Here is a 20321-nt window from a genome sequence, read left to right as displayed (position 1 = left end):
CCGGTTCTGTCGTGTTCCGGGACGGCCTTCCGGTGGTTTCCCCGGTGCCTCGGACCGGGGCCCCGGCTTTTCTCAGGTCGCTCACGCTTCGGCCCCCGCGGTGGACAGGCGGGAGGAGCGGGCGATCCAGATGAGCAGGGGGCCGCCGACGAAGGCGAGGAGCACGCTGACGGGGGTCTCCCAGGGGCGGATGACGATCCGGGCCAGGATGTCGGCGAGGATCATGATGTCGGCCGCGATGAGTGCGGACAGGGCGAGTTGGGCCGTCATGCGGGGTCCGGTCAGTGCCCTCGCGGCGTAGGGGGCCAGCAGGCCCAGGAAGGCGATGGGACCGGCGACGGCGACCGCGCAGCCGGCGAGCAGCGTGACCGCTCCGGCGACCACGAGCCGGATACGGCCGGGGTGATGACCGAGTGAGCGTGCTCCGTCGTCCCCGAGGCCGAGCGCCGACAGGGGGCGTGCCGAGCCGAGGGCCACGAGCAGGCCGAGGGCGGCCAGCGGCAGGAGGGGGACGAGGTCGGAGATCTCGACCCCGGCGAGCGAGCCGATCGTCCAGTAGCGATAGGTGTCGAAGGTCGACCGGGTCCCGAGCAGCACGTAGGAGGTGCAGCCGTGGAAGGTCGCGCCCAGTGCGGATCCGGCCAGGACGAGGCGCAGCGGTGAGCCCGCCGTACGCCCCGATCCGGCGAACAGGAGGACGACGGCGCTCGCCGCCATGCCGCCGACGAGCGCCCAGACGAGCAGCGCGCCCGGGGAGTCGGCGCCGAAGAAGGTGAGCCCGAGCACAACGGCGAAGGCGGCTCCGGAGTTGACGCCCAGGAGGCCCGTCTCGGCGAGGGGGTTGCGGGTGGCTGCCTGGAGCAGGCAGCCGGCTGCGCCCAGGCAGGTGCCGACGAGCAGGGCGGCGAGCGTGCGCGGCAGCCGTACGTCCATGACGGCCAGTCGGACCTGGGCGTCCGCGCGGGCTGCCGGGTCGCCGACGAGGAAGTCCCAGGCCCGTCCGACGGCGCTCTCACCGGTGCCGATGACGAGGGAGAGCAGCACGAGAGCCGCGAGGAGAAGCAGAAGTCCGGTGGTGGCCCAGGCGATCGGGCGCTCCGGAGGAGGAGGGCTCTCGGATGGGCGGGATCCGGCTGATCTCGGCCGACCCCCTTGCGCTATCGACATAAGGGTAGCCTAACCTAATCGAGCTCGTCCGGTTCTGGCGGGTCCCAGGGCACACCTGTGCCCTGAAGTGGGGCGTCGCGTACCACTTCTCTCCGTTCCACGATCCGGAGAGCGCCCGGCCGGAACCGAATTCGTCTGAATGCAAACGGAGATCCCAGGCCATGGCGCCGTATTCGTCCCTCTCGTCCCGCGGTATCGCACGTCCCGTTGTGTCCGCCACGCTGTTCACCCTCTGCGCTCTCACCCTGAGCGCCTGCGGATCCTCCGACGACAAAGCCGAATCCGCCGGCGCGGGCGCCGCGGCGACCACTCAGGTCACCGACGCGGCGGGGACGAAGGTGAAGGTCCCCGTCGCGCCGAAGCGCGTGGTCACCCTCAGCGAGATGGACCTGGACGCGTCTCTCGCCCTGGGCGTCGAGCCGGTCGGCCTGACCGCGGGGCGCGGCCAGAAGGGTGCTCCGCAGTACCTCGCGGAGCAGGCGAAGAGCATCCCGGTGGTGGGTGCCGTCACCGGCCCGGACATCGAGAAGGTCGTCCAGGCGAAGCCGGACGTGATCCTGGCCGGACAGCTCGCCGACGAGCAGGTGCTCGAACAGCTCCGCAAGATCGCGCCCACCGTCGTCACCATCGGCGGCACCAAGGACTGGAAGAAGGCCCTCCAGCTCACCGGCACGACGCTCGGCAGGTCGAACGAGGCCGAGAAGTTCCTCGCCGGCTACGAGACCAAGGCCTCGGCGCTCAAGAGCGACCTCGGGTCGCAGGCGGGCGCGAGCGTCTCCGTGGCCCGCTACTCGGCCAAGGGCACCGCGGTCATGCAGCAAGGCGTCTTCATCAGTGACGTCCTGAAGGACCTCGGCTTCACGCGCCCCGGCATCCAGAACGAGCAGGGCGAGGGCCACTCGACGCCGCTGAGCGACGAGAACCTCGCGGAGATCGACGGCGACTGGCTGTTCATCGGCTCCCTCGACGCGACCACCGACGCCGACCTGCTCGGCGAACTGGCGAAGAAGCCCGCCTACGAGCAGCTGGGCGCCGTGCGCGACAAGCACGCCACGGTCATCGACGGGACCAAGTGGACGAGCCTCGGTGGCGCCCAGGCCGCCGTCTCGGTCCTCGACGACATCCGGAAGGCCATGGTCAAGTGACCGCCGATCAGGAGTTCGCGGGCCGGTTCGCCCTCGTGACGGGCGCGGGCCGCGGCATAGGTGAGGCGGTCGTGCACGCCCTCGCCGGCCGCGGGGCCCGCGTCCTCGCCACCGACCTGACCGAGGAGGGCGTCGCCACGCTCGCCAAGGCGTACGACGGCCGGGTGACCGCCCGCACGCTCGACGTGACGGACGCCGCGGCCGTCGAGAGCCTCGTGGCGGAGACGGAGGCCGCCCTCGGCCCGCTGGACATCGCGGTCAACGTGGCCGGTGTCCTGAGCGGTTCGTCGGTCGCCCACATGCCGGACGAGGAGTGGGCGGCGACCTTCGCCGTCAACACCCACGGGGTCTTCCACGTCTCACGCTCCGTCTCCCGCCGGATGACCGGGCGGGGTTCGGGAAGCATCGTCACCGTCGCGTCCAACGCCGCGGGCATCCCCCGCACGAACATGTCGGCGTACGCGGCGTCCAAGGCCGCTGCCGTGATGTTCACCAAGTGCCTGGGCCTCGAAGTGGCGGCCCGGGGCGTGCGGTGCAACACCGTCTCCCCCGGATCCACCCTGACCGACATGCAGCGCGGCATGTGGACGGCCGGCGCCGAGGAGGACTCCGCCCGGCGCGTCGTCGAGGGCGACCCGGCGACGTACCGCACCGGTATCCCCCTCGGCCGGATCGCGGACCCCTCGGACATCGCCGACGCGGTCGCCTTCCTGGCGTCCGACCGCGCCCGCCACATCACCATGCACGACCTGTACGTCGACGGCGGAGCCACCCTGCGGGCCTGAACCCCGCGCCGTCGTCCCCAGCCGCAGTTCGAGCCATCCCCCCTGGAGACCACCCATGTCTGCCTCTCTGCGCGTCCAAGCCGCTGCTCCCCCTCACAGCGCCCCCGGCGTCGCGACCGCCCTGCTGGAGGCCTACCGGCCCGGCACGGACCGCTTCCTCGCCACTCCCCGGCACACCCTGCTCGGCTCCGGCACCCGTGCCACGGTGCCGCACGACGCCCGGCCCCTGCCCCTGCGGGTGCGGGAGGTCCTGGACGCCGCCCGGAGCGCGGGCGATCCCGCGCCGGTGGTCGTCGGCTCCGTCCCGTTCCTGCCGGACGGTGAGGCGTTCCTGGCCGTCCCGGAGACCGTCCGGTGGGCCGGCGCCCTGCGCGCGGACCCGCTCATCGCCCTGCGCGGGCCCGACGTGGAGCAGGGTGACGACTGGCGGATACGCGAGGTACCGGCCGCCGCGGACTACTCCGAGGCGGTCGCCGCCGCCGTGCAGCGCATGGGCGCCGGTGAGTTCGACAAGGTCGTCCTCGCCCGCACCCTCGAACTGACCTCGGCGCGTGAGCTCGATCTGCCGGCCATGCTGAGCCGGCTGGCCCGCCGTGACCCGGAGGGCTACACCTTCGCCGTTCCCAGCGGCCCGGGCCGCACGCTCGTGGGAGCGAGTCCCGAGCTCCTCGTGGCGCGCCGGGGATCGCGGCTGGTCGCCAACCCGCTGGCGGGCTCCGCACCGCGCAGCAGCGATCTGGCGGAGGACGTCCGCAGGGCGGCCGCGCTGCTCGACTCGCCCAAGGACCTCCACGAGCACGCGGTCGTCGTCGACGCCATCCGCGAGGCACTCGCGCCGTTCTGCGTGAGCCTGGACGTGCCCGGACGCCCCACCCTCATACGTACCGCCGCCATGTGGCACCTGTCGACGACCCTGACCGGAGAGCTGCGCGACCCGGCGTCCACCGCCCTCGACCTGGCGTCCGCCCTGCACCCCACCCCGGCGGTCTGCGGCACCCCGACCGACGTGGCCCGGCAGGTCATCGCGGACTCGGAGCCCTTCGACCGGGGGGCGTACACGGGCATGGTCGGCTGGCAGGACGCGGACGGCGACGGGGACTGGGTCGTGACGATCCGCTGTGCCGAGGCCGAAGGCCGCACCCTGCGGCTGTTCGCCGGGGCGGGCGTGGTGGCCGAGTCCTCGCCGGCCGCCGAGACGGCGGAGACCGGGGCCAAGTTCCGTACGTTCCTCAGCGCCGTGGGAGCCGCCCTGTGACCGCCGCCACGGGCGCCGACGCGCCCACCTGGCCCGCCGAGTTCGCCGAGCGCTACCGCGCGGCCGGCCACTGGCGCGGCGAGACGTTCGGCGGCGTATTGCGCGAGCGCGCCGCCGCCCACCCCGACCGCGTCGCGATCGTCGACCCGGCCCCCGAGCGCCGCGAGTGGACGTACGGGGAACTGGACGAACGTGCCTCCCGCATGGCGGCCGGCTTCGCGGCACGCGGCATCTCCCGGGGCGACCGGGTCGTCGTGCAGCTTCCGAACGTCGCCGAGTTCGTCGAGGTCGTCTTCGCGCTCTTCCGGATCGGTGCGCTGCCCGTCTACGCGCTGCCCGCGCACCGGGAGACGGAGATCGCGTACTTCTGCTCGTTCACCGAGGCCGTCGCGTACGTGATCCCGGACCGGCACGCCGGCTTCGACCACCTCGCTCTCGCGTCGAAGGTCAAGGAGCGCACCCCGGGCCTGAGGCACGTGTTCGTCGTCGGCTCGCCCGGCGAACACACGGCGCTCTCGGATGTACCGTGCGCCTCCGTGGACACCGGGTACGAGCCCGCGCCCGGCGACCTGGCGTTCCTCCAGCTGTCGGGCGGCACGACGGGGGTGCCGAAGCTCATCCCCCGTACGCACGACGACTACATCTACTCGCTTCGCGGGTCCAACGAGATCTGCGGCGTGGACGGTGACACCCGCTTCCTCGTGGTGCTCCCCGCCGCCCACAACTTCCCCATGAGCTCGCCGGGCTGGCTCGGCACGCTGTACGCCGGGGGGACGGTGGTCATGTGCCCCGGCCCCGACCCGGCGACGGCCTTCGCACTCGTCGAGCGCGAGCGTGTCACCATGACCGGCATGGTGCCTCCCCTCGCCCTGGTGTGGACGGAGGCCGGCCAGGACACCGCGCACGACCTGTCGAGCCTGGAGCTGGTCCTCGTCGGCGGCGCCAAGTACAGCGAGTCGGCGGCACGCAGGCTGGAGCCGGCGCTCGGATGCCGGCTCATGCAGGTCTTCGGCATGGCCGAGGGACTGGTCAACTACACGCGTCTGGACGACGACCACGAGACCGTGGTCACCACCCAGGGCAGGCCGATCTCCGAGGACGACGAGGTCCGGGTCGTGGACGACGCCGACGAGGACGTTCCCGAGGGCGGTTTCGGTCATCTGCTGACCCGTGGTCCGTACACGATCCGCGGGTACTGGCGTGCGCCGGAACACAACGCGAAGGCCTTCACCGCGGACGGTTTCTACCGCACCGGTGACATCGTGCGCCGCACCCCGACGGGGCACCTGGTCGTCGAGGGGCGTGCCAAGGACCAGATCAACCGCGGCGGTGAGAAGGTCGCTCCTGAGGAGATCGAGAACATCATCCTCGCCCATCCTTCGGTGCACGACGTGTCCGTCGTCGGCGTGGCCGACGAGTACCTCGGTGAGCGCACCCTCGCCTACGTCATCCTGCGCGAGGGGGCCGAGGTCCTGAAGCCGGCCGCGATCAAGCGCCTCGTGCGCGAACGCGGTGTGGCCGCCTACAAGGTCCCCGACCTCGTCGAGTTCGTCGAGGCCTTCCCGCAGACCGGCATCGGCAAGGTCAGCAAGAAGGGCCTGCGCTCCGAAACCGCCCCCGGCCTCGCCCCGTCCGCCCGGCGCTGAGTCCCGTCCGCCCGGCGCCGGGACCCGTACCTCCAGCGCCGGGACCCGTCCGCCCAGCACCGAGATCAGCACCGAGATCAGCACCGAGTTCCGCCCCGAGCGGCACCGAAAGGTTCCACCCCATGGCACTTCCCGCCATCGCTCCCTACGCACTGCCGACCGACGCCGAGCTGCCCGCCAACCGTGTGGACTGGACCGTCGATCCCGCGCGCGCCGTGCTGCTCCTCCATGACCTGCAGAACCACTTCCTCGGCGCTTTCCCGCCCGGCGAGCAGCCGCTCACCGGCATGCTCGACAACACCGCCCGGATCATCGAGCGGGCCCGCGCCCTCGGCGTCCCGGTCGTCTACTCGGTGCAGCGCGGCGGCCAGACGCCCGAGGAGCGCGGGCTCCAGCTCGACTTCTGGGGCCCGGGCGCCGCCGACGACCCCGAGGCCCTGGCCATCCCGCCGGGGGTCGCTCCGGCGGACGGGGACACCGTCCTGACCAAATGGAAGTACAGCGCGTTCGTACGGACCGAACTGGAGTCCCTGCTGCGCGAGTCGGGCCGCGACCAGCTCGTGATCACCGGTGTGTACGCACACATCGGCGTGCTCATGAGCGCCTGCGACGCGTGGATGCGTGACATCCGGGCCTTCCTGGTCGCGGACGCCGTGGCGGACTTCTCGCGCGAGGACCACGACATGGCCCTGCGCTGGGCCGCGGGCCGCTGCGCGGTCGTCACCACGACCGACACGCTTCTGAAGGAGATCTGAGACACCATGGCGCTCACCCTTGAACTGATCCGCCAGGATGTCGCCGACGCCCTCGGCGAGGACCCCGAGGACATCCCGCTCGACGAGAACCTCCTGGACCACGGTCTGGACTCCGTACGCATCATGGCGCTGCTGGGACGCTGGCGCCGCGACCACGGTGTCGAGGCTGGCTTCGCGGACCTCGCGGAGCAGCCCGCCGTCGAGGCATGGGCCCCGCTGCTGGGGGTCTCATGACCACGCTGCTCACCGACGCCGAGGGCGCCGGGCCCGCGCCGGCCGGGGAAGCGGCCGTACTGCCGTTGACCGCAGCGCAGTCCGGCATGTGGTTCGCCCAGTCGCTCGACCCGCTCAGTCCCGCGCAGAACACGGCGGAGTGCCTGGAGATCGAGGGCTCGCTGGACTCCGAGCTGTTCGCACGGGCGCTGCGGTGGGTGGCCTCCGAGGCCGAGGCCCTGCGGGTCCGCGTCGAGGACTCCCCCGAAGGCCCGCGCCAGCGTGTCCTCGCCTCGGTCGGACTGCCGCTGACCACACGGGATCTGCGGGACGCCGCCGAGGCGGGCGCGCGGGCGGACGAGTGGATGCGCGCCGATCTGGCCGAGCCCTTCGACCTGACGGCCGGGCCGCTCTTCCGGCACGCCCTGTTCCGCGTGGGCGAGGAGCGCTGGCTCTGGTACCAGCGGATCCACCACCTGGTCATGGACGGCTTCGGCTACTCGCTCCTCGTACGCCGCACCGCCGAGGTCTACACGGCGCTCGTCAAGGGTGCGGAGCCCGGCCCCCGCACTTTCGGGACGCTCGCCGACCTCGTGGCCGAGGACGACGACTACCGCTCGTCGGAGGCGTTCGAGGCGGACCGGCGGCACTGGAACGAGGCGTTCGCCGACCGCCCCGAGGTGCCCCGGCTCGCCGGGCGCGGGGCACTGCCCTCGCGGACCTTCCTGCGCCGCACGGCCCACCTGGGCCCCGAGGCGACGGAGGGGATTCGGGAGCTGGCCGAACAGCTCCGCGCGACCTGGCCGGACGTGCTGATCGCCGCCCAGGCCCTCTACACCTCACGGGCGACCGGCCACCGGGAGGTCGTGCTCGGCCTGCCCATGATGGGCCGGATCGGGTCGGTCTCGCTCCGTGTGCCGGGCATGGTGATGAACGTACTGCCGCTGCGCCTGGAGGTGTCCCCGGAGGCCACCTTCGCCGAGCTGGTCCGCCAGGTCGTGCTGGGCATCCGCAAGGTCCGCCGCCACCAGCGCTTCCGTTACGAGGACATCCGCCGTGACCTGCGGCTGCTCGGTGAGAACCGCGGACTGGTCGGGCCTCTCGTCAACGTCATGCCCTTCGACTACGACGTGGACTTCGCGGGGTCCCCCGCGCGGGCCCGCAATCTGTCGGCCGGGCCGGTCGACGACCTGACGCTGAACATCTACGACCGCGCCGACGGCCGTGGGCTGCGCATCGACCACGACGGCAACCCCGCCCTGTACGGGGAGGAGCAGCTGTCGGCGCACCAGGAGCGCTTCCTGCATCTGGTGGAGCGGCTGAGCCGGACCGACCCGCACGTGCCGACGGCCGCGCACGGCATCGCGACCGAGGCCGAACTCGAGCTGGTCGTCGGCACGTTCAACGACACCGACCGCACGCTCCCGCCCACCACGCTGATCGGGCCCATCGAGTCACGCGCCGCACGCACACCCGACGCGACGGCGCTGGTGTACGGGGACACCTCCCTCACCTACGAGGAGCTGAACACCCGCGCCAACAGGCTGGCCCGGCACCTGCGCACGCTCGGCGCCCGGCCCGGCGCGGTGGTGGCGGTGTCCGTGCCCCGCTCGGTGGAGCTGGTCGTCTCGCTGCTCGCCGTGCTGAAGGCGGGGGCGGCCTACCTGCCGCTGGATCCGGACTACCCGGAACAGCGGCTCACGTACATGCTCCAGGACGCGGCACCCGTGTGCGCGGTGACCGACCGGGCGGGCCGGCTTCCCGAGGACACCGGCACACCTCTGGTGGTCCTGGACGGGCTCGACGTCTCCGGGTACCTGTGGGTGAACCCCTCGCGGCCTCTCACCCCCGCCCATCCGGCGTACGTCATCTACACCTCGGGCTCCACCGGCAGGCCCAAGGGCGTCGTCGTGTCGCACGGGGCGATCGACAACCGGCTGCGCTGGATGCAGAGCGCCTACGGGCTGACGTCCGAGGACCGTGTGCTCCAGAAGACGCCGTCGTCGTTCGACGTGTCCGTGTGGGAGTTCTTCTGGCCGCTGCGTCAGGGCGCGGTGCTGGTCGTCGCGGAGCCCGGCGGCCACAAGGACCCGGCGTACCTGGCCCGGCTGATCCGCGAACAGGCCGTCACCACCTGCCATTTCGTTCCCTCGATGCTCCAGGTGTTCCTGGCGGAGGCGGACGCCGGCGCGTGCGGCAGCCTCCGGAGGGTCTTCTGCAGTGGTGAGGCCCTGCCCCGTGAGACCGCCAACGCCTTCGGGCGGGAGCTGCCCGACGCCGAACTGCACAATCTGTACGGCCCCACCGAGGCTGCCGTCGACGTGACGTACCACGCGTGCGCGGCGGACTCCACCGGACCGGTACCGATCGGCCGGCCCGTCTGGAACACCCGTCTGTACGTACTCGACGCGGCGCTGCGGCCCTGCCCGCCGGGCGTCCCCGGCGAACTCTTCCTGGCCGGGCGCCAGCTCGCGGAGGGCTATCTCGGCCGTCCGGAGCTGACCGCGTCCCGTTTCGTCGCCGACCCCTTCGGGCGTCCGGGTGCGCGCATGTACCGCACCGGGGACCTGGCGCACTGGACCGAGCAGGGTGAGGTGGTGTACCTCGGCCGCACCGACGACCAGGTCAAGCTGCGCGGGCAGCGCATCGAACTCGGGGAGATCGAGACGGCGCTGACGGCCCATGACGGGGTGGACGGCGCGTGTGCGCTCGTACGCGAGGACCGGCCGGGCGAGCAGCGGCTCGTCGGCTACGTCACGGGCAGCGCCGACCCCGTGGCGGTACGCGCCTCGCTGGCTCGGGAACTGCCCGAGCACATGGTGCCGTCCGCGGTGGTCGCGCTGGACGCCTTTCCGCTCAGCCCCAACGGCAAGCTGGACCGGCGCGCTCTGCCCGCGCCGGTGTTCAGCGGCGGCGCCGGTTCGCGGCGGCCGTCGGACGCGCGGGAGGAGGCGCTGACGCGGCTGTTCGCCCAGGTGCTCGGCGTCGGCACGGTGGGCCCTGACGACGCGTTCTTCGACCTGGGCGGTACCTCTCTGCTCGCCGTGCGTCTCGTGGGCCGCGTCCGGGAGGAGTTCGGCGCGGAGCTGACCATCGGTTCGCTGTTCGAGTCCCCGACACCGGCCGCGCTGGCGGCCAGGCTCGGCTCCACGGGGCCGGCCTCCGAGGACGCGCTGGACGTCGTACTGCGGCTGCGCGGCGGGGACGGGCGGCCACCGCTGTTCGCCGTCCACCCGGCCGGCGGGATCGCCTGGTGCTACGCCGGACTGGCCGCGAGGCTCGGCCCGGAGCAGCCGGTGTACGGCATCCAGGCGCGCGGCCTGGCCGGCGACGAGGCCTTGCCGCGCACCCTCCAGGAGGAGGCGGAGGACTACGTCCAGCACATCCGCGCGGTCCAGCCGCACGGCCCGTACCGGCTGATGGGCTGGTCGGTGGGCGGGGTGCTGGCGCACACAGTGGCCGTACTGCTCCAGGAGGACGGCGAGGAGGTCGAGCTGCTCGCCCTGCTGGACTCCTTCCCGGCCGAGCAGTGGCGTGAGCGGCCCGCGCCCGAGGAGGGTGACGCGCTGACCGCCGTGCTGCGTATGGCGGGCTTCGAGCGCACGCACGAGCGCGACCGTGAGGACGTGCTGGCGACCCTGCGCAAGGCGGGGAGTCCGCTCGCGGGACTCAGCGACCGCACGCTGTCGAAGATCGTCGACATCGTGCCGAACCATGCCCGCATGATGCGTGAACACCGCCACCGGGCCTACTCGGGCGATCTGCTGTTCTTCACGGCCGCCGCCCCGCGCGCGGAGGACTGGCTCACCCGTGAGGCATGGCGGGCGCACGTGACCGGGGCGATCGACAACCACGATCTCGACTGCACCCATCCGCAGTTGATGCAGGACCGCCATCTCGACGACATCGCCGCCGTCGTGGCGGCCCGTCTGAAGGAGCTGGACGCGTGAGTACGTGGAGCGGACCGTTCGACCCGGGCCCCGAGGGCGTCGCCACCCATCTGGTGCTGGAGAACACCGACGGCCGGCTGTCGCTCTGGCCGGCCTGGCGAGAGATGCCCCCGGGGTGGTCGGTGCGCTTCGGCCCGGCTCCGCACGAGACGTGCGTGGACACGCTGGAGCCGGGACGGGCGCAGGCGTGAGTGACCTGCCGTCACGGCACCGGTGTGGTGCCCGCGGCGTGAGGGCGCGCCCTCACGCCGCGGGCACCTGGCGTCACGGCGTGGGGGTGAACGGGCCGAGCAGGTCCACCAGGCCGTCGGCGATTTCGGTACGCCAGCAGAGGTAGTCGTGCCCGCCGTTGAACTCCCGGTAGCGGGCGTCCTCGTAGCCCGCCGCATTCAGGACCTCGCGCAGGCGCCGGGCTGCGGGCAGGGCGACCCACTCCTGCTCACCGAAGGACAGCCAGAAGCGGACCGGCAGGCGTGGTGTCCTCGCGATGCGGTCGGTGAGCCACTCGGCCTGCGGCCCGTCGGGCCACCAGAAGGAGCCGGACTGCGCCAGGACGTTGCCGAAACGACCGGGGGCCGACACCGCCGCGTAGGCCGCGCAGAGCCCTCCCAGGCTCTGCCCGGCGACGACCGTGCGCGCGGGGTCCCCGGTGACCGGCAGCCGTTCGGCCGCCCAGGGCAGCAGCTCGTCGGCCAGGAAGGCCACGAACTCGGGACGGCAGGTCAGATGCGTCCACCTGGTACCGGAGTCCACGGAGTCGGGCAGCAGGGCGGCCACCGGCGGGATACGGCCGTCGGCGATGAGGTTGTCCAGCAGGTTCGCCAGGCCCAGCTGCGGCTGCCAGTGTTCCCCGTCGAGGAGCACGAGGACGGGGAGCTCCTCCGGATGCCCCGGGGCGTACGGGGGTTCGTAGAGCCAGACCCGCCGGGTGCCCCCGAGCTTCTCCGACGGCACCTCGTGGGCGGCGACCCGGCCACGGGCGACCTCCGGCCTCGGCAGCCAGTCCTGGCCGGCGGGGGCCGCCGGGAGCTCGGCGCAGGAGACCGGGTCCCCGTCCCACCGCCGTGGCAGCGTGGAGGAGTTGAAGGGGTCGTTGCGGCGCTGGGTACGCAGCCACTGCCAGTAGCCGGGGGTACCGGGCTCGGGGCCGTCGCCCTCGTCCACGTAGAAGTCGTAGGTGCCACGCCAGTCGTCGCGCAGACGCAGCGACCAGTGCCAGACGTCCGTGCCGGGGACCCGGTCCATCATGTTGCCCTCAGGGGCGCGCGGATCACCGATCTTGTTGGGGAGGACCTGCACCGCCCGGGTGGCAGGGGTGCCTCGCCAGAGGAACGTCACGGCACTGTGGTCGGGACTGCCCTGGGGATCAGGGGCGAGCAGCGGGGTGCCGGTGCCGCGCGCACGGGCCCAGAAGTCCTCGGTCTCCCCGGGTCCGGGGAGCGGGAATCCGGGCAGCGGGAGCCTGGGCACGTCGTCCGGGCGCACGATCCTGGGCGGCCGGCGCGTGACGTCCTGCGGCGGCTCTGAGGTGGTCACGAGAGGTACTCCGAACACGATGGAACAGCAACTTAGGGTCACCTTACCTTCCACGCCCCGAACGGGATGCCGAACACAGCTGAGGTTAGGCTAACCTAAGCGAGTTCGAAGGGCTCAGACCGGCTGATTCACAAGGCCGTTGTCCCGCATGCCCTCACTCTCACACTCTTCTCCGCCCGCCAGGAGCAGCACATCATGAACCCCGCCAGACCCTCCCGCACACCCGCGTCCGCCTTCTCGCGCGCCCGGCTGGGACGCATGGCCGCCCTCGCCGCAGGCGCGACCCTCGGTATCGGCGCGCTGGCCGGGGCCCCGGTCGCCGCCGGCACCGCGGACGCGGACGCGACGGGCACGGTCGCCCTCGTCGCCGACACCCTCTCCCCCGGGGTCACCTTGGGCACCGCCGCCGTGAAGCCGGGCGGCGATGTGCCGTTCGAGGCCACCGGCTTCCCCGCCGGAGCCACCCTGAGCGTCAAGTTCGACGACAGGACCCTGCTCAAGCAGTTCGCGATCGGTGACGACGGGAGCGTCTCGGGTTCGGTGACCGTCCCGGCCGACGCCACCCCGGGCGGCGAACACTGGCTGCGCTTCCTGGCCCCGCAGACGAGCGTCCGCAGCGAGAACCTGACGGTGACCGGCAGCACCCCCACGCCATCCCCCACGCCCACACCGACCCCCACGCCCACGCCGCCCCCGACCGAGCCGCCGGCGGCCGCCGAGCCGGCGGTACGGCTGGCGGACTCCGAGGTCGCGGCCGGTGGCGAGGTGACCTTCACACTGTCCGGCTTCGCGAAGGGCCAGAGCGTCACGGTCAAGCTGGACGACGCCGACATCATCGGGCAGTGGCACTCGGCCGTGAAGGCCGACGGCACCCTCACGGCGACGGTCACCGTCCCCAAGTCGGCCTCGGCCGGGGCCCACTGGCTGCGTTTCCTGGCGCCGAACCCCTCGACGAGCCTGCGGGCGGACATCTTCGTGACGTCGTCGAGCACGGGCGGCAACGGCGGCTCGGGCACGGGCGGCTCGGGCTCAGGCGGTTCGGGCACCGGCGGCTCGGACCCCTCAGGCACCGGCGGCGGCTCCGGCACCACCGGCGGTTCGACCGGCGCCGGCTCCGGCAGCACCTCCGCCACGATCACCGCAGGCTCCCAGGTCGCGGCGGGCGGCAAGGTCTCCTTCCGGGTGACGGGCTTCCCGGCGGGACAGCGGCTCACGGTCAAGCTGGACGACTCCGAGATCATCGGCCAGTGGGCGAACGGCATCGGCGCGGACGGCTCGATGTCCGGCAGCGTCACCGTCCCGGCGGACGCCACGAAGGGCGCCCACTGGCTGCGCTTCCTCGCCCCGAACCCGTCGACGAGCCTCCGGGCCGACTTCACCGTCACCTCCGGAGCCTCTGCCGGACAAGCGGGAGGCGGCTCCTCCTCGGGCTCCACGGGCACAACCGCAGGCACCGGCGCGGTACCCGCGGCCACGGGCGCGCCGGCCAGCGCGTCGAACTCGCGGGGGGCGAAGGCCACGATCTCGGCCAGCGAGGTGCAGCCGGGAGGCAAGATCCCCTTCGAGGTCACGAAGTTCCCGGCCGGACAGACCGTCACCATCAAGCTGGACGACGAGGAGATCCTCGGCCAGTGGAAGGCCGACGCCTCGGGTTCGTACAAGGGTGAGGTCACGATCCCCGCCGAAACACCCACGGGAGCCCACTGGCTGCGCTTCCTGGCCCCGAACCCCTCCACCACCCTGAAGGTCGGCTTCACGGTCACCGCACCCGGCACCACGGCCGTCGCGGCCGACGCGGCGGCCACCACGCCGGAGACCGCGCCGAACACCGTCACCGCGGCTTCGTCGGAGAGCTCCGTCTCGTACCCGACGATCGCCTGGTCGGCCGCGGCGGCAGCCGTGGGCGGCGCCGCGGGCGCAGCGGCCACGACCCTGTTCGTCGTACGCCGCCGTCCCGGCGGAACGGCCGGACCCGTCGGCACCTCCGGGCCCGTCGCACAGGGCTGACGCCGGGCGCGTGACCCGGCACAACACCCGCACAGCGAAGTTGTCGCCTGCGTCACACACCTGAAGGCGCGTTACTTAGGTAAGCCTAAGCTAAGTTGTTCTTGTTCCTACTGAGACCCCTGTCAGGGAGTTGACCCCCGCATGACCACGTCCAACCGCAGAAGCCGTCGCACCGTCACCCGCGCCGCCGTCGCCGTCGTGATCGCCGCCGGAACCACCGCCGCACTGACGGGGACCGCCTCCGCGCACGCCGCGAGCGACGCCGTCACGGTGGCGCCGCTCGTGAAGGGCCTGTACCAGTCCTCGTACTCCGAGCGGAACGACGTCCTGTGGACGACCGCCGCCGTGGGCCGCCCGCCGGTCGTGAGCTCCAGCCTGCTGAAGGTCGACCCGGACACCTTCGAGGTGAAGCAGACCATCACCCCGCCCGTCACCGACGCGGCAACGGGCGCCCTGGAGGCCGTCTACGGCGTAGCCGTGGACGACGAGCACAACACCGTCTGGACGACCAACACCCGTAACAACACGGTCGCCGTCTACAGCCAGCGCACCGGCAAGCACCTCGCCACCCTCCCGAACGTGAACCACGCACGGGAGATCGTGGTCGACGAGCGCCACGACACCGTGTGGGCGAGCGCCTTCACCGACGGAACCATCGTCGCCTTCGACTCGAAGACCTTCCAGGAGAAGCAGCGGATCACCGTCGCGGGGACCGGTCCGACCGGACTCGTCGTGAACGAGCGGACCGGCACCGCCTACGCCGCCGACCTCAACAACGACCAGGTCATCGAGGTCACCACCAGGTCCGCGACCCCGCGGCTCATTCCCGCCGGTGACGGTGCGATCTCGATCGCCCTGTCCAAGAACGGCAAGACCGCCTACACCGCCAACCAGACCAGCGGTGACGTCTCGGTGATCGACCTCACGAAGGGCCTCGTCACCAAGTCCGTCGCCACCGGAGCGGGCGCCCTGTCGGTCGCCAACGACGACCGCACGGGCAATATCGTGGTCGTCAACCGCACCGCCGCCACGGCGACGGTCGTCGACCCGAAGGCGGGCAAGGTCGTCAGGACCGTCACCACGGGCACCAACCCGAACCACGTCGAGATCACCGGCGGCACCGCGTACGTGGTCGACAAGTCCGGAGCCGGCCTGAACGGCGCCGACCAGATCCACAGCTTCCGCGTCACCCGCTGACCGCCTCTCCACCGCCCCACGCCTCACGGCCGGTGGCCGCTCCGCCTCCCCCACATACTTCACAGCCGGGTGTCCGGCCCACCGCGAGAAGCGGCGGGCCGGACACCCGGCTCGTTGCCGTCACCGGAGCGAACGCCCTCACGGCGACGGGCGGGCCGGCCCTGGGGCACCCGACGTCCTCAGGTGCCGCCGGTGGCCGGCTGTGCGATGCTCGCCCCTCAGAGCGTGGCGGGGAAGCGCTCCCAGACCCGGTGTCCGCCCAGGAGTTGCCCGACCTGCTCCAGCACCTCGGTGCCGGAGCCGCCGCTCACCACGCCCGGCGCGTCCTGCGGCACGCCCGCCGACGCGAGGACCGCGTCGCCGCCGGCCCAGGCGCCGATCGCCTTGGCGTGCCGGTACGCCTCGTCGAGCAGGAGGAGCAGCCGCGGGTCGGTGGCCCTGCCGCCGGACCCGGCCTTCGCGTCCCGGGCGCCGATGGCGTCGGCGCCGGCCGCGGGGGCGCCGGCGAGGAGGACGGCGTCGAACTCGACCGAGCGCGCGGTGGCGAAGGTGCGCTGGACGGTGACGGGGTCACCCCCCGCGTCGAGGACACCTCCGGCGGGGGCGATGACCAGGGGCACCATGCCGGCTTCCTGCACGGCGTCGCGTACGGCCCGGACACCGTCCAGGTCGGCGTCCTTGTCGGCGACGATGCCGATGACCCGGCCGTCGACCGGCCAGACACCGCCGACCTGCGACAGGGCGGGGCTCGGGGCCGGGTCGGCGAGCGCCCCCTCCGCCTGCGGGGCGGGCAGTCCCAGACCGGTGGCGACCTGCTCGCACAGCTGGGTGTCGATCCGCGCGAGCACCTTCAGGGCACGTTCCTTGATCGCCTGCTCGTAGCACTTTCCGAGCTCGAAGGTGTAAGCGGCGACGATGTGTTCGCGCTCCACGGGCGTCATGCTCAGCCAGAAGAGGCGGGGCTGACTGAAGTGGTCGTCGAAGGACTCGGGGGCCTCACGCACCTTCCGGCTCGCGGCCACCTCCGCGGGCACCTCGACGAAGGCACCGGTGTCCGCGCCCGCCACGAACGGGCAGCCGCCGTCGAGGGAGTTGGGCCGGTACGGTGCGACGCCACGGTGGACGGCCGTCTGGTGCATGCCGTCCCGCAGCATGTCGTTGACCGGCGCATGGGTCCGGTTGATGGGCAGCTGCGGGAAGTTGGGACCGCCGAGCCGGGTCAGCTGGGTGTCGACGTAGCTGAACAGCCGCCCCTGGAGCAGCGGGTCGTTCGTGACGTCGATGCCCGGAACCATGTTGCCGAGGTGGAAGGCCACCTGCTCCGTCTCGGCGAAGAAGTTCGACGGGTTGGCGTTGAGCGTCATCAGGCCGATCGGCTGCACGGGGGCGAGCTCCTCGGGGACGATCTTCGTCGGGTCCAGCAGATCGATGCCCTGGAACATCTGCTCGGGGGTGTCCGGGAAGGTCTGCACGCCCAGCTCCCACTGGGGGAAGGCACCGGCCTCGATGGCGTCCGCCAGATCCCTGCGGTGGAAGTCCGGGTCGACGCCTCCCGCGATCTGGGCCTCCTCCCACACCTGGGAGTGGACGCCCAGCTTGGGCTTCCAGTGGAACTTGACCAGGGTGGAGGCACCTTCGGCGTCGACGAGCCGGAAGGTGTGGACGCCGAAGCCCTCCATCATCCGGTACGAGCGCGGGATACCCCGGTCGGACATGTTCCACAGCGTGTGGTGCGTCGCCTCGGAGTGCAGCGTCACGAAGTCCCAGAACGTGTCGTGGGCGCTCTGTGCCTGCGGGATCTCGCGGTCGGGGTGGGGCTTCCCCGCGTGGATGATGTCGGGGAACTTGATGGCGTCCTGGATGAAGAAGACCGGGATGTTGTTCCCGACCAGGTCGAAGACGCCTTCCTCGGTGTAGAACTTCGTCGCGAAGCCTCGCGTGTCGCGTACCGTGTCGGCCGAGCCCCGCGAGCCGAGCACGGTGGAGAACCGTACGAAGACCGGAGTCTCCACGTCCTTGGCCAGGAAGGCGGCCTTGGAGACCTTCGCGGCCGTCCCGTATCCGCGGAACACACCGTGGGCGGCGGCACCGCGCGCGTGGACCACGCGTTCGGGGATGCGCTCGTGGTCGAAATGGGTGATCTTCTCCCGCAGATGGTGGTCCTGGAGAAGGACGGGTCCGCGGGGCCCCGCCTTCAGGGAGTGATCGGTGTCGTAGAGCCGCGCGCCCTGCGCGGTGGTGAGGTAGGCACCGCTCTGTGCGGTGCGCGCGGGGTCCGCACCGGTGGGCTGGCCCGTGGGGCTGACCGTCTCGGGGCCGCTCTGGTCGGGCTTGGGCGGCAGCGGCTCACGCGGTTCCGTCGGCTCCTCCACCGACGGGGGAAGGCTTGCGGGTACGCCCGGGATGGGCTGTTTCCCTTGCTTGTCCGTCACTTCTCGTCCTCCTGGATGTGGAGCCCGTCACCGGACCGGCGTACGGATTCGTCCGAGGCGCCGCTTCGCACGGGCACGGGTAATACCTGCCGCGCACCGGCTGCCAGCCACGGCGAGTCCCCGGCCGCCACCCGTTCGGCAGAGTCCGTCGGGGTGCTTGGCGGGGCGGTCAGACGTTCTCCCGCGGGATGCGTTCGTTCCACGTCCGGGAGAAGACCCTCCGGCCGTCCTCGTATCCGTCGAGCGTCGCGTCCACCTGGAAGGTGTCCTTGTCGGAGCTGAGTACGGTGCGTGTCTCGACCCGGACGTCCCAGTCGGTGCGGCTGAAGCGCATCTCCCAGGCCGACTCGCCGCGTACGGAACCGAAGTCCTCGCCGGTCCAGCTGTACGTCTCGTGGGCGCGCAGCCCGGTCTCGATACCCGTGTCCTCGTGCCTCTGCCGTCCCCTGTCCTTCACGATGTCGAGCACCGACCGGTAGTCGACCAGGTCCCTGGCCACGGTCCACGCCTGCTCCGGCTCACTCAGCCGGGTGACCGCGGGCGGCGCGCACCCCTCGGGGTCCCCGAAGGGACGCAGGGCCTTGTCCTCCGGTACGTCGGCGGGGCGTACCGGCAGGGTCAGCGTGCTGCCCTTCTCGTACACGCTGAGCAGGACCGGTTCCGGAGCGGGCCAGACGAGCGGCCAGTACGAGGTCGACAGCGAGAGCCGGATCCGGTGTCCGGGCGGGAACGCCTGCGCCACGCTGTGGAGCGGCACGCGCACCCGGTACCGCCGGCCCGGTTCCAGGGCCTGCGGGGACTCCTCGCTGTCGCGGTGCGTGAGGTTGAGGACCCCGTAGGTCACCCGCGTGGAGCGTCCGTCCGGTGCCACGTCGGACAACCTGGCGTTCAGCTGGGCGACCGGCGCGTCCGCGGCCACCTCCACCTCGACGACGGGAGCGCCGAGGATCTCGACGCGCTCGGCCAGGGGCTCGGTCTGGAAGACGAGGGAACCGCCGTCCTCCTCACGCTGGTCGTAGGGCAGGTCCGGCGGGGCGTTGTAGGAGGCCCACTTACCGGCGAACTGCCCGACGGACAAGGGTGACTGCACCGTGTGGACCCGGTCCTCCCGCTCTTCCGCCGGCTCCCCCGGATTCCCCAGGGCTCCCGCGCGCAGCGGGAAGACGGTCTCCGCGATGTCCGGCGAAGGCCAGGACGGCGCGCCGATCCAGCGGCCGGGCCGTTCCTCGTACGAGGTGGAGGGCGGGACGCTCTCCTGCATCCAGGCGCGGAGCATGGGGCCGTCCATGACGCCGTTGTCGACGCCCTTGAGCCAGTGGTCCCACCAGCGCACCACCTCTTGGAGGTATCCGATGGCGGGTCCCGGCTCGCCGAGGTGCGGCAGCTTGTGCGACCAGGGCCCGACGAGGCCCTTGCGCGGCACGTCGACCCGGCTGAGCAGCCTGGCCACGGCGTTGGAGTAGCCGTCCGCCCAGCCGCTGGAGGCGAGCACGGGGCAGCGCAGGGCCGAGTAGTCCTCGCTGAGGCTCGCGTGGCGCCAGTAGTCGTCACGCTGCTGGTGACGCAGCCACTCCAGGACCCAGGGGCGGGCCGCCTCCAGGCGTTCCCGCCACATCTCACGCCAGCGTTCCCCGACCACCGCCGGGTCGGGCGGACAGGTGGCGTAGGCGAACATGGTTCCGGCCTCGGCCAGGTTGTCGGACAGCATCGCGCCGCCGAGGTAGTGCATGTCGTCCGCGTACCTGTCGTCCGTGAACGAGGCGATGCAGATGGCGCGCAGACTCGGCGGCCTGCGGGCGGCCGTCTGGAGAGCGGCGAAGGCTCCCCAGGAGATGCCCATCATCCCGGTGTTCCCGTCGCACCAGGGCTGCTCGGCGATCCACGCGAGCACCGACTCGGCGTCCGCCTGTTCCTGTTCGAGGTACTCGTCGAGCAGCACGCCCTCCGACTCCCCGGTCCCCCGCAGGTCGACGCGGACGCAGGCGTAGCCGTGCCCTGCCATGTACGGGTGGTGGATGGCGTCGCGGGTGGAGGTGAGGTCGTTCTTGCGGTACGGGATGTACTCCAGAACGGCCGGTACGGGTTCCGCGTCCGACGCGGTGGGACGCCAGATCCGGGCGGAGAGTTTGATCCCGTCCGCCATGGGGATGGTGACGTGCTTCTCTTCTTGGATCGCGCAGGGCAGTCGATCGACGTAACGCATGCCTGGGCGACCTCCTTTCGTGGTGCTGTG

14 protein-coding genes are annotated in these 20321 nt (G+C 72.0%); 10 read left to right on the top strand and 4 right to left on the bottom strand.

Annotated elements, in window-relative coordinates; genetic code table 11:
• Positions 1-81: 81 nt before the first annotated feature.
• Positions 82-1167, bottom strand: coding sequence for a FecCD family ABC transporter permease (locus ACFYQ6_RS06685; protein WP_388761155.1), 1086 nt, complete (start codon positions 1165-1167; stop codon positions 82-84).
• A 161-nt stretch (positions 1168-1328) separates the two neighbouring features.
• Between ACFYQ6_RS06685 and ACFYQ6_RS06680 the strand changes: the two genes are divergently transcribed.
• The 8 genes from ACFYQ6_RS06680 (at position 1329) to ACFYQ6_RS06645 (ending at position 11107) form a co-directional block, all read left to right on the top strand.
• Positions 1329-2312 (top strand): iron-siderophore ABC transporter substrate-binding protein, encoded by a 984-nt coding sequence (locus ACFYQ6_RS06680; protein WP_361573159.1) that lies wholly within the window; start codon positions 1329-1331, stop codon positions 2310-2312.
• Positions 2309-3097, top strand: a complete 789-nt coding sequence (locus ACFYQ6_RS06675; RefSeq protein ID WP_361573161.1) for a 2,3-dihydro-2,3-dihydroxybenzoate dehydrogenase — start codon at positions 2309-2311, stop codon at positions 3095-3097. The genes ACFYQ6_RS06680 and ACFYQ6_RS06675 overlap by 4 nt, the downstream gene beginning before the upstream one ends.
• A 55-nt stretch (positions 3098-3152) precedes the next feature.
• Complete coding sequence (locus tag ACFYQ6_RS06670) at positions 3153-4352, top strand: isochorismate synthase (RefSeq protein WP_388761152.1); 1200 nt, start codon at positions 3153-3155, stop codon at positions 4350-4352.
• Positions 4349-5998 carry a (2,3-dihydroxybenzoyl)adenylate synthase gene (locus tag ACFYQ6_RS06665; RefSeq protein WP_361573165.1) on the top strand — a complete coding sequence of 550 codons (1650 nt, stop codon included), beginning with the start codon at positions 4349-4351 and terminating at the stop codon, positions 5996-5998. The genes ACFYQ6_RS06670 and ACFYQ6_RS06665 overlap by 4 nt, the downstream gene beginning before the upstream one ends.
• 122 nt (positions 5999-6120) lie before the next feature.
• A complete protein-coding gene (locus ACFYQ6_RS06660; protein ID WP_388761148.1) occupies positions 6121-6753 on the top strand; it encodes an isochorismatase family protein in 633 nt (210 codons plus the stop codon).
• 6 nt (positions 6754-6759) lie between these two features.
• Positions 6760-6987: a phosphopantetheine-binding protein gene (locus ACFYQ6_RS06655; RefSeq protein ID WP_361573169.1), complete on the top strand. Its 228-nt coding sequence runs from the start codon at positions 6760-6762 to the stop codon at positions 6985-6987.
• Positions 6984-10916: an amino acid adenylation domain-containing protein gene (locus ACFYQ6_RS06650; RefSeq protein ID WP_388761145.1), complete on the top strand. Its 3933-nt coding sequence runs from the start codon at positions 6984-6986 to the stop codon at positions 10914-10916. Before ACFYQ6_RS06655 ends, ACFYQ6_RS06650 begins: the two co-directional genes overlap by 4 nt.
• Positions 10913-11107 (top strand): MbtH family NRPS accessory protein, encoded by a 195-nt coding sequence (locus ACFYQ6_RS06645; RefSeq protein ID WP_361573173.1) that lies wholly within the window; start codon positions 10913-10915, stop codon positions 11105-11107. Before ACFYQ6_RS06650 ends, ACFYQ6_RS06645 begins: the two co-directional genes overlap by 4 nt.
• A 73-nt stretch (positions 11108-11180) precedes the next feature.
• Here the strand turns inward: ACFYQ6_RS06645 and fes are convergent, their stop codons facing one another.
• Positions 11181-12452: an enterochelin esterase gene (fes, locus tag ACFYQ6_RS06640; RefSeq protein ID WP_388761142.1), complete on the bottom strand. Its 1272-nt coding sequence runs from the start codon at positions 12450-12452 to the stop codon at positions 11181-11183.
• A gap of 195 nt (positions 12453-12647) precedes the next feature.
• On the opposite strand from fes, the gene ACFYQ6_RS06635 reads away from it, so the two are divergent.
• Entirely contained in the window at positions 12648-14459 is a 1812-nt protein-coding gene (locus tag ACFYQ6_RS06635; RefSeq protein ID WP_388761139.1) for a hypothetical protein, read from the top strand.
• Positions 14460-14600: 141 nt separating this feature from the next.
• Complete coding sequence (locus ACFYQ6_RS06630; RefSeq protein WP_388761136.1) at positions 14601-15656, top strand: YncE family protein; 1056 nt, start codon at positions 14601-14603, stop codon at positions 15654-15656.
• Positions 15657-15874: 218 nt separating this feature from the next.
• Here ACFYQ6_RS06630 and ACFYQ6_RS06625 read toward each other — a convergent pair whose 3' ends face one another.
• Together ACFYQ6_RS06625 and ACFYQ6_RS06620 are read right to left on the bottom strand one after the other, a co-directional pair.
• The gene (locus ACFYQ6_RS06625) at positions 15875-18088 is read right to left on the bottom strand and encodes a catalase (protein ID WP_388761133.1); all 2214 of its coding nucleotides are present in this window, start codon (positions 18086-18088) and stop codon (positions 15875-15877) included.
• Between the two features lie 169 nt (positions 18089-18257).
• Entirely contained in the window at positions 18258-20291 is a 2034-nt protein-coding gene (locus ACFYQ6_RS06620; RefSeq protein ID WP_361573183.1) for a CocE/NonD family hydrolase, read from the bottom strand.
• Between the last annotated feature and the right edge of the window lie 30 nt (positions 20292-20321).

This window comes from Streptomyces sp. NPDC005494 (assembly GCF_042872025.1).
Taxonomy (GTDB): Bacteria; Actinomycetota; Actinomycetes; order Streptomycetales; family Streptomycetaceae; genus Streptomyces.
This window is presented reverse-complemented; position numbering and strand designations above follow the sequence as displayed.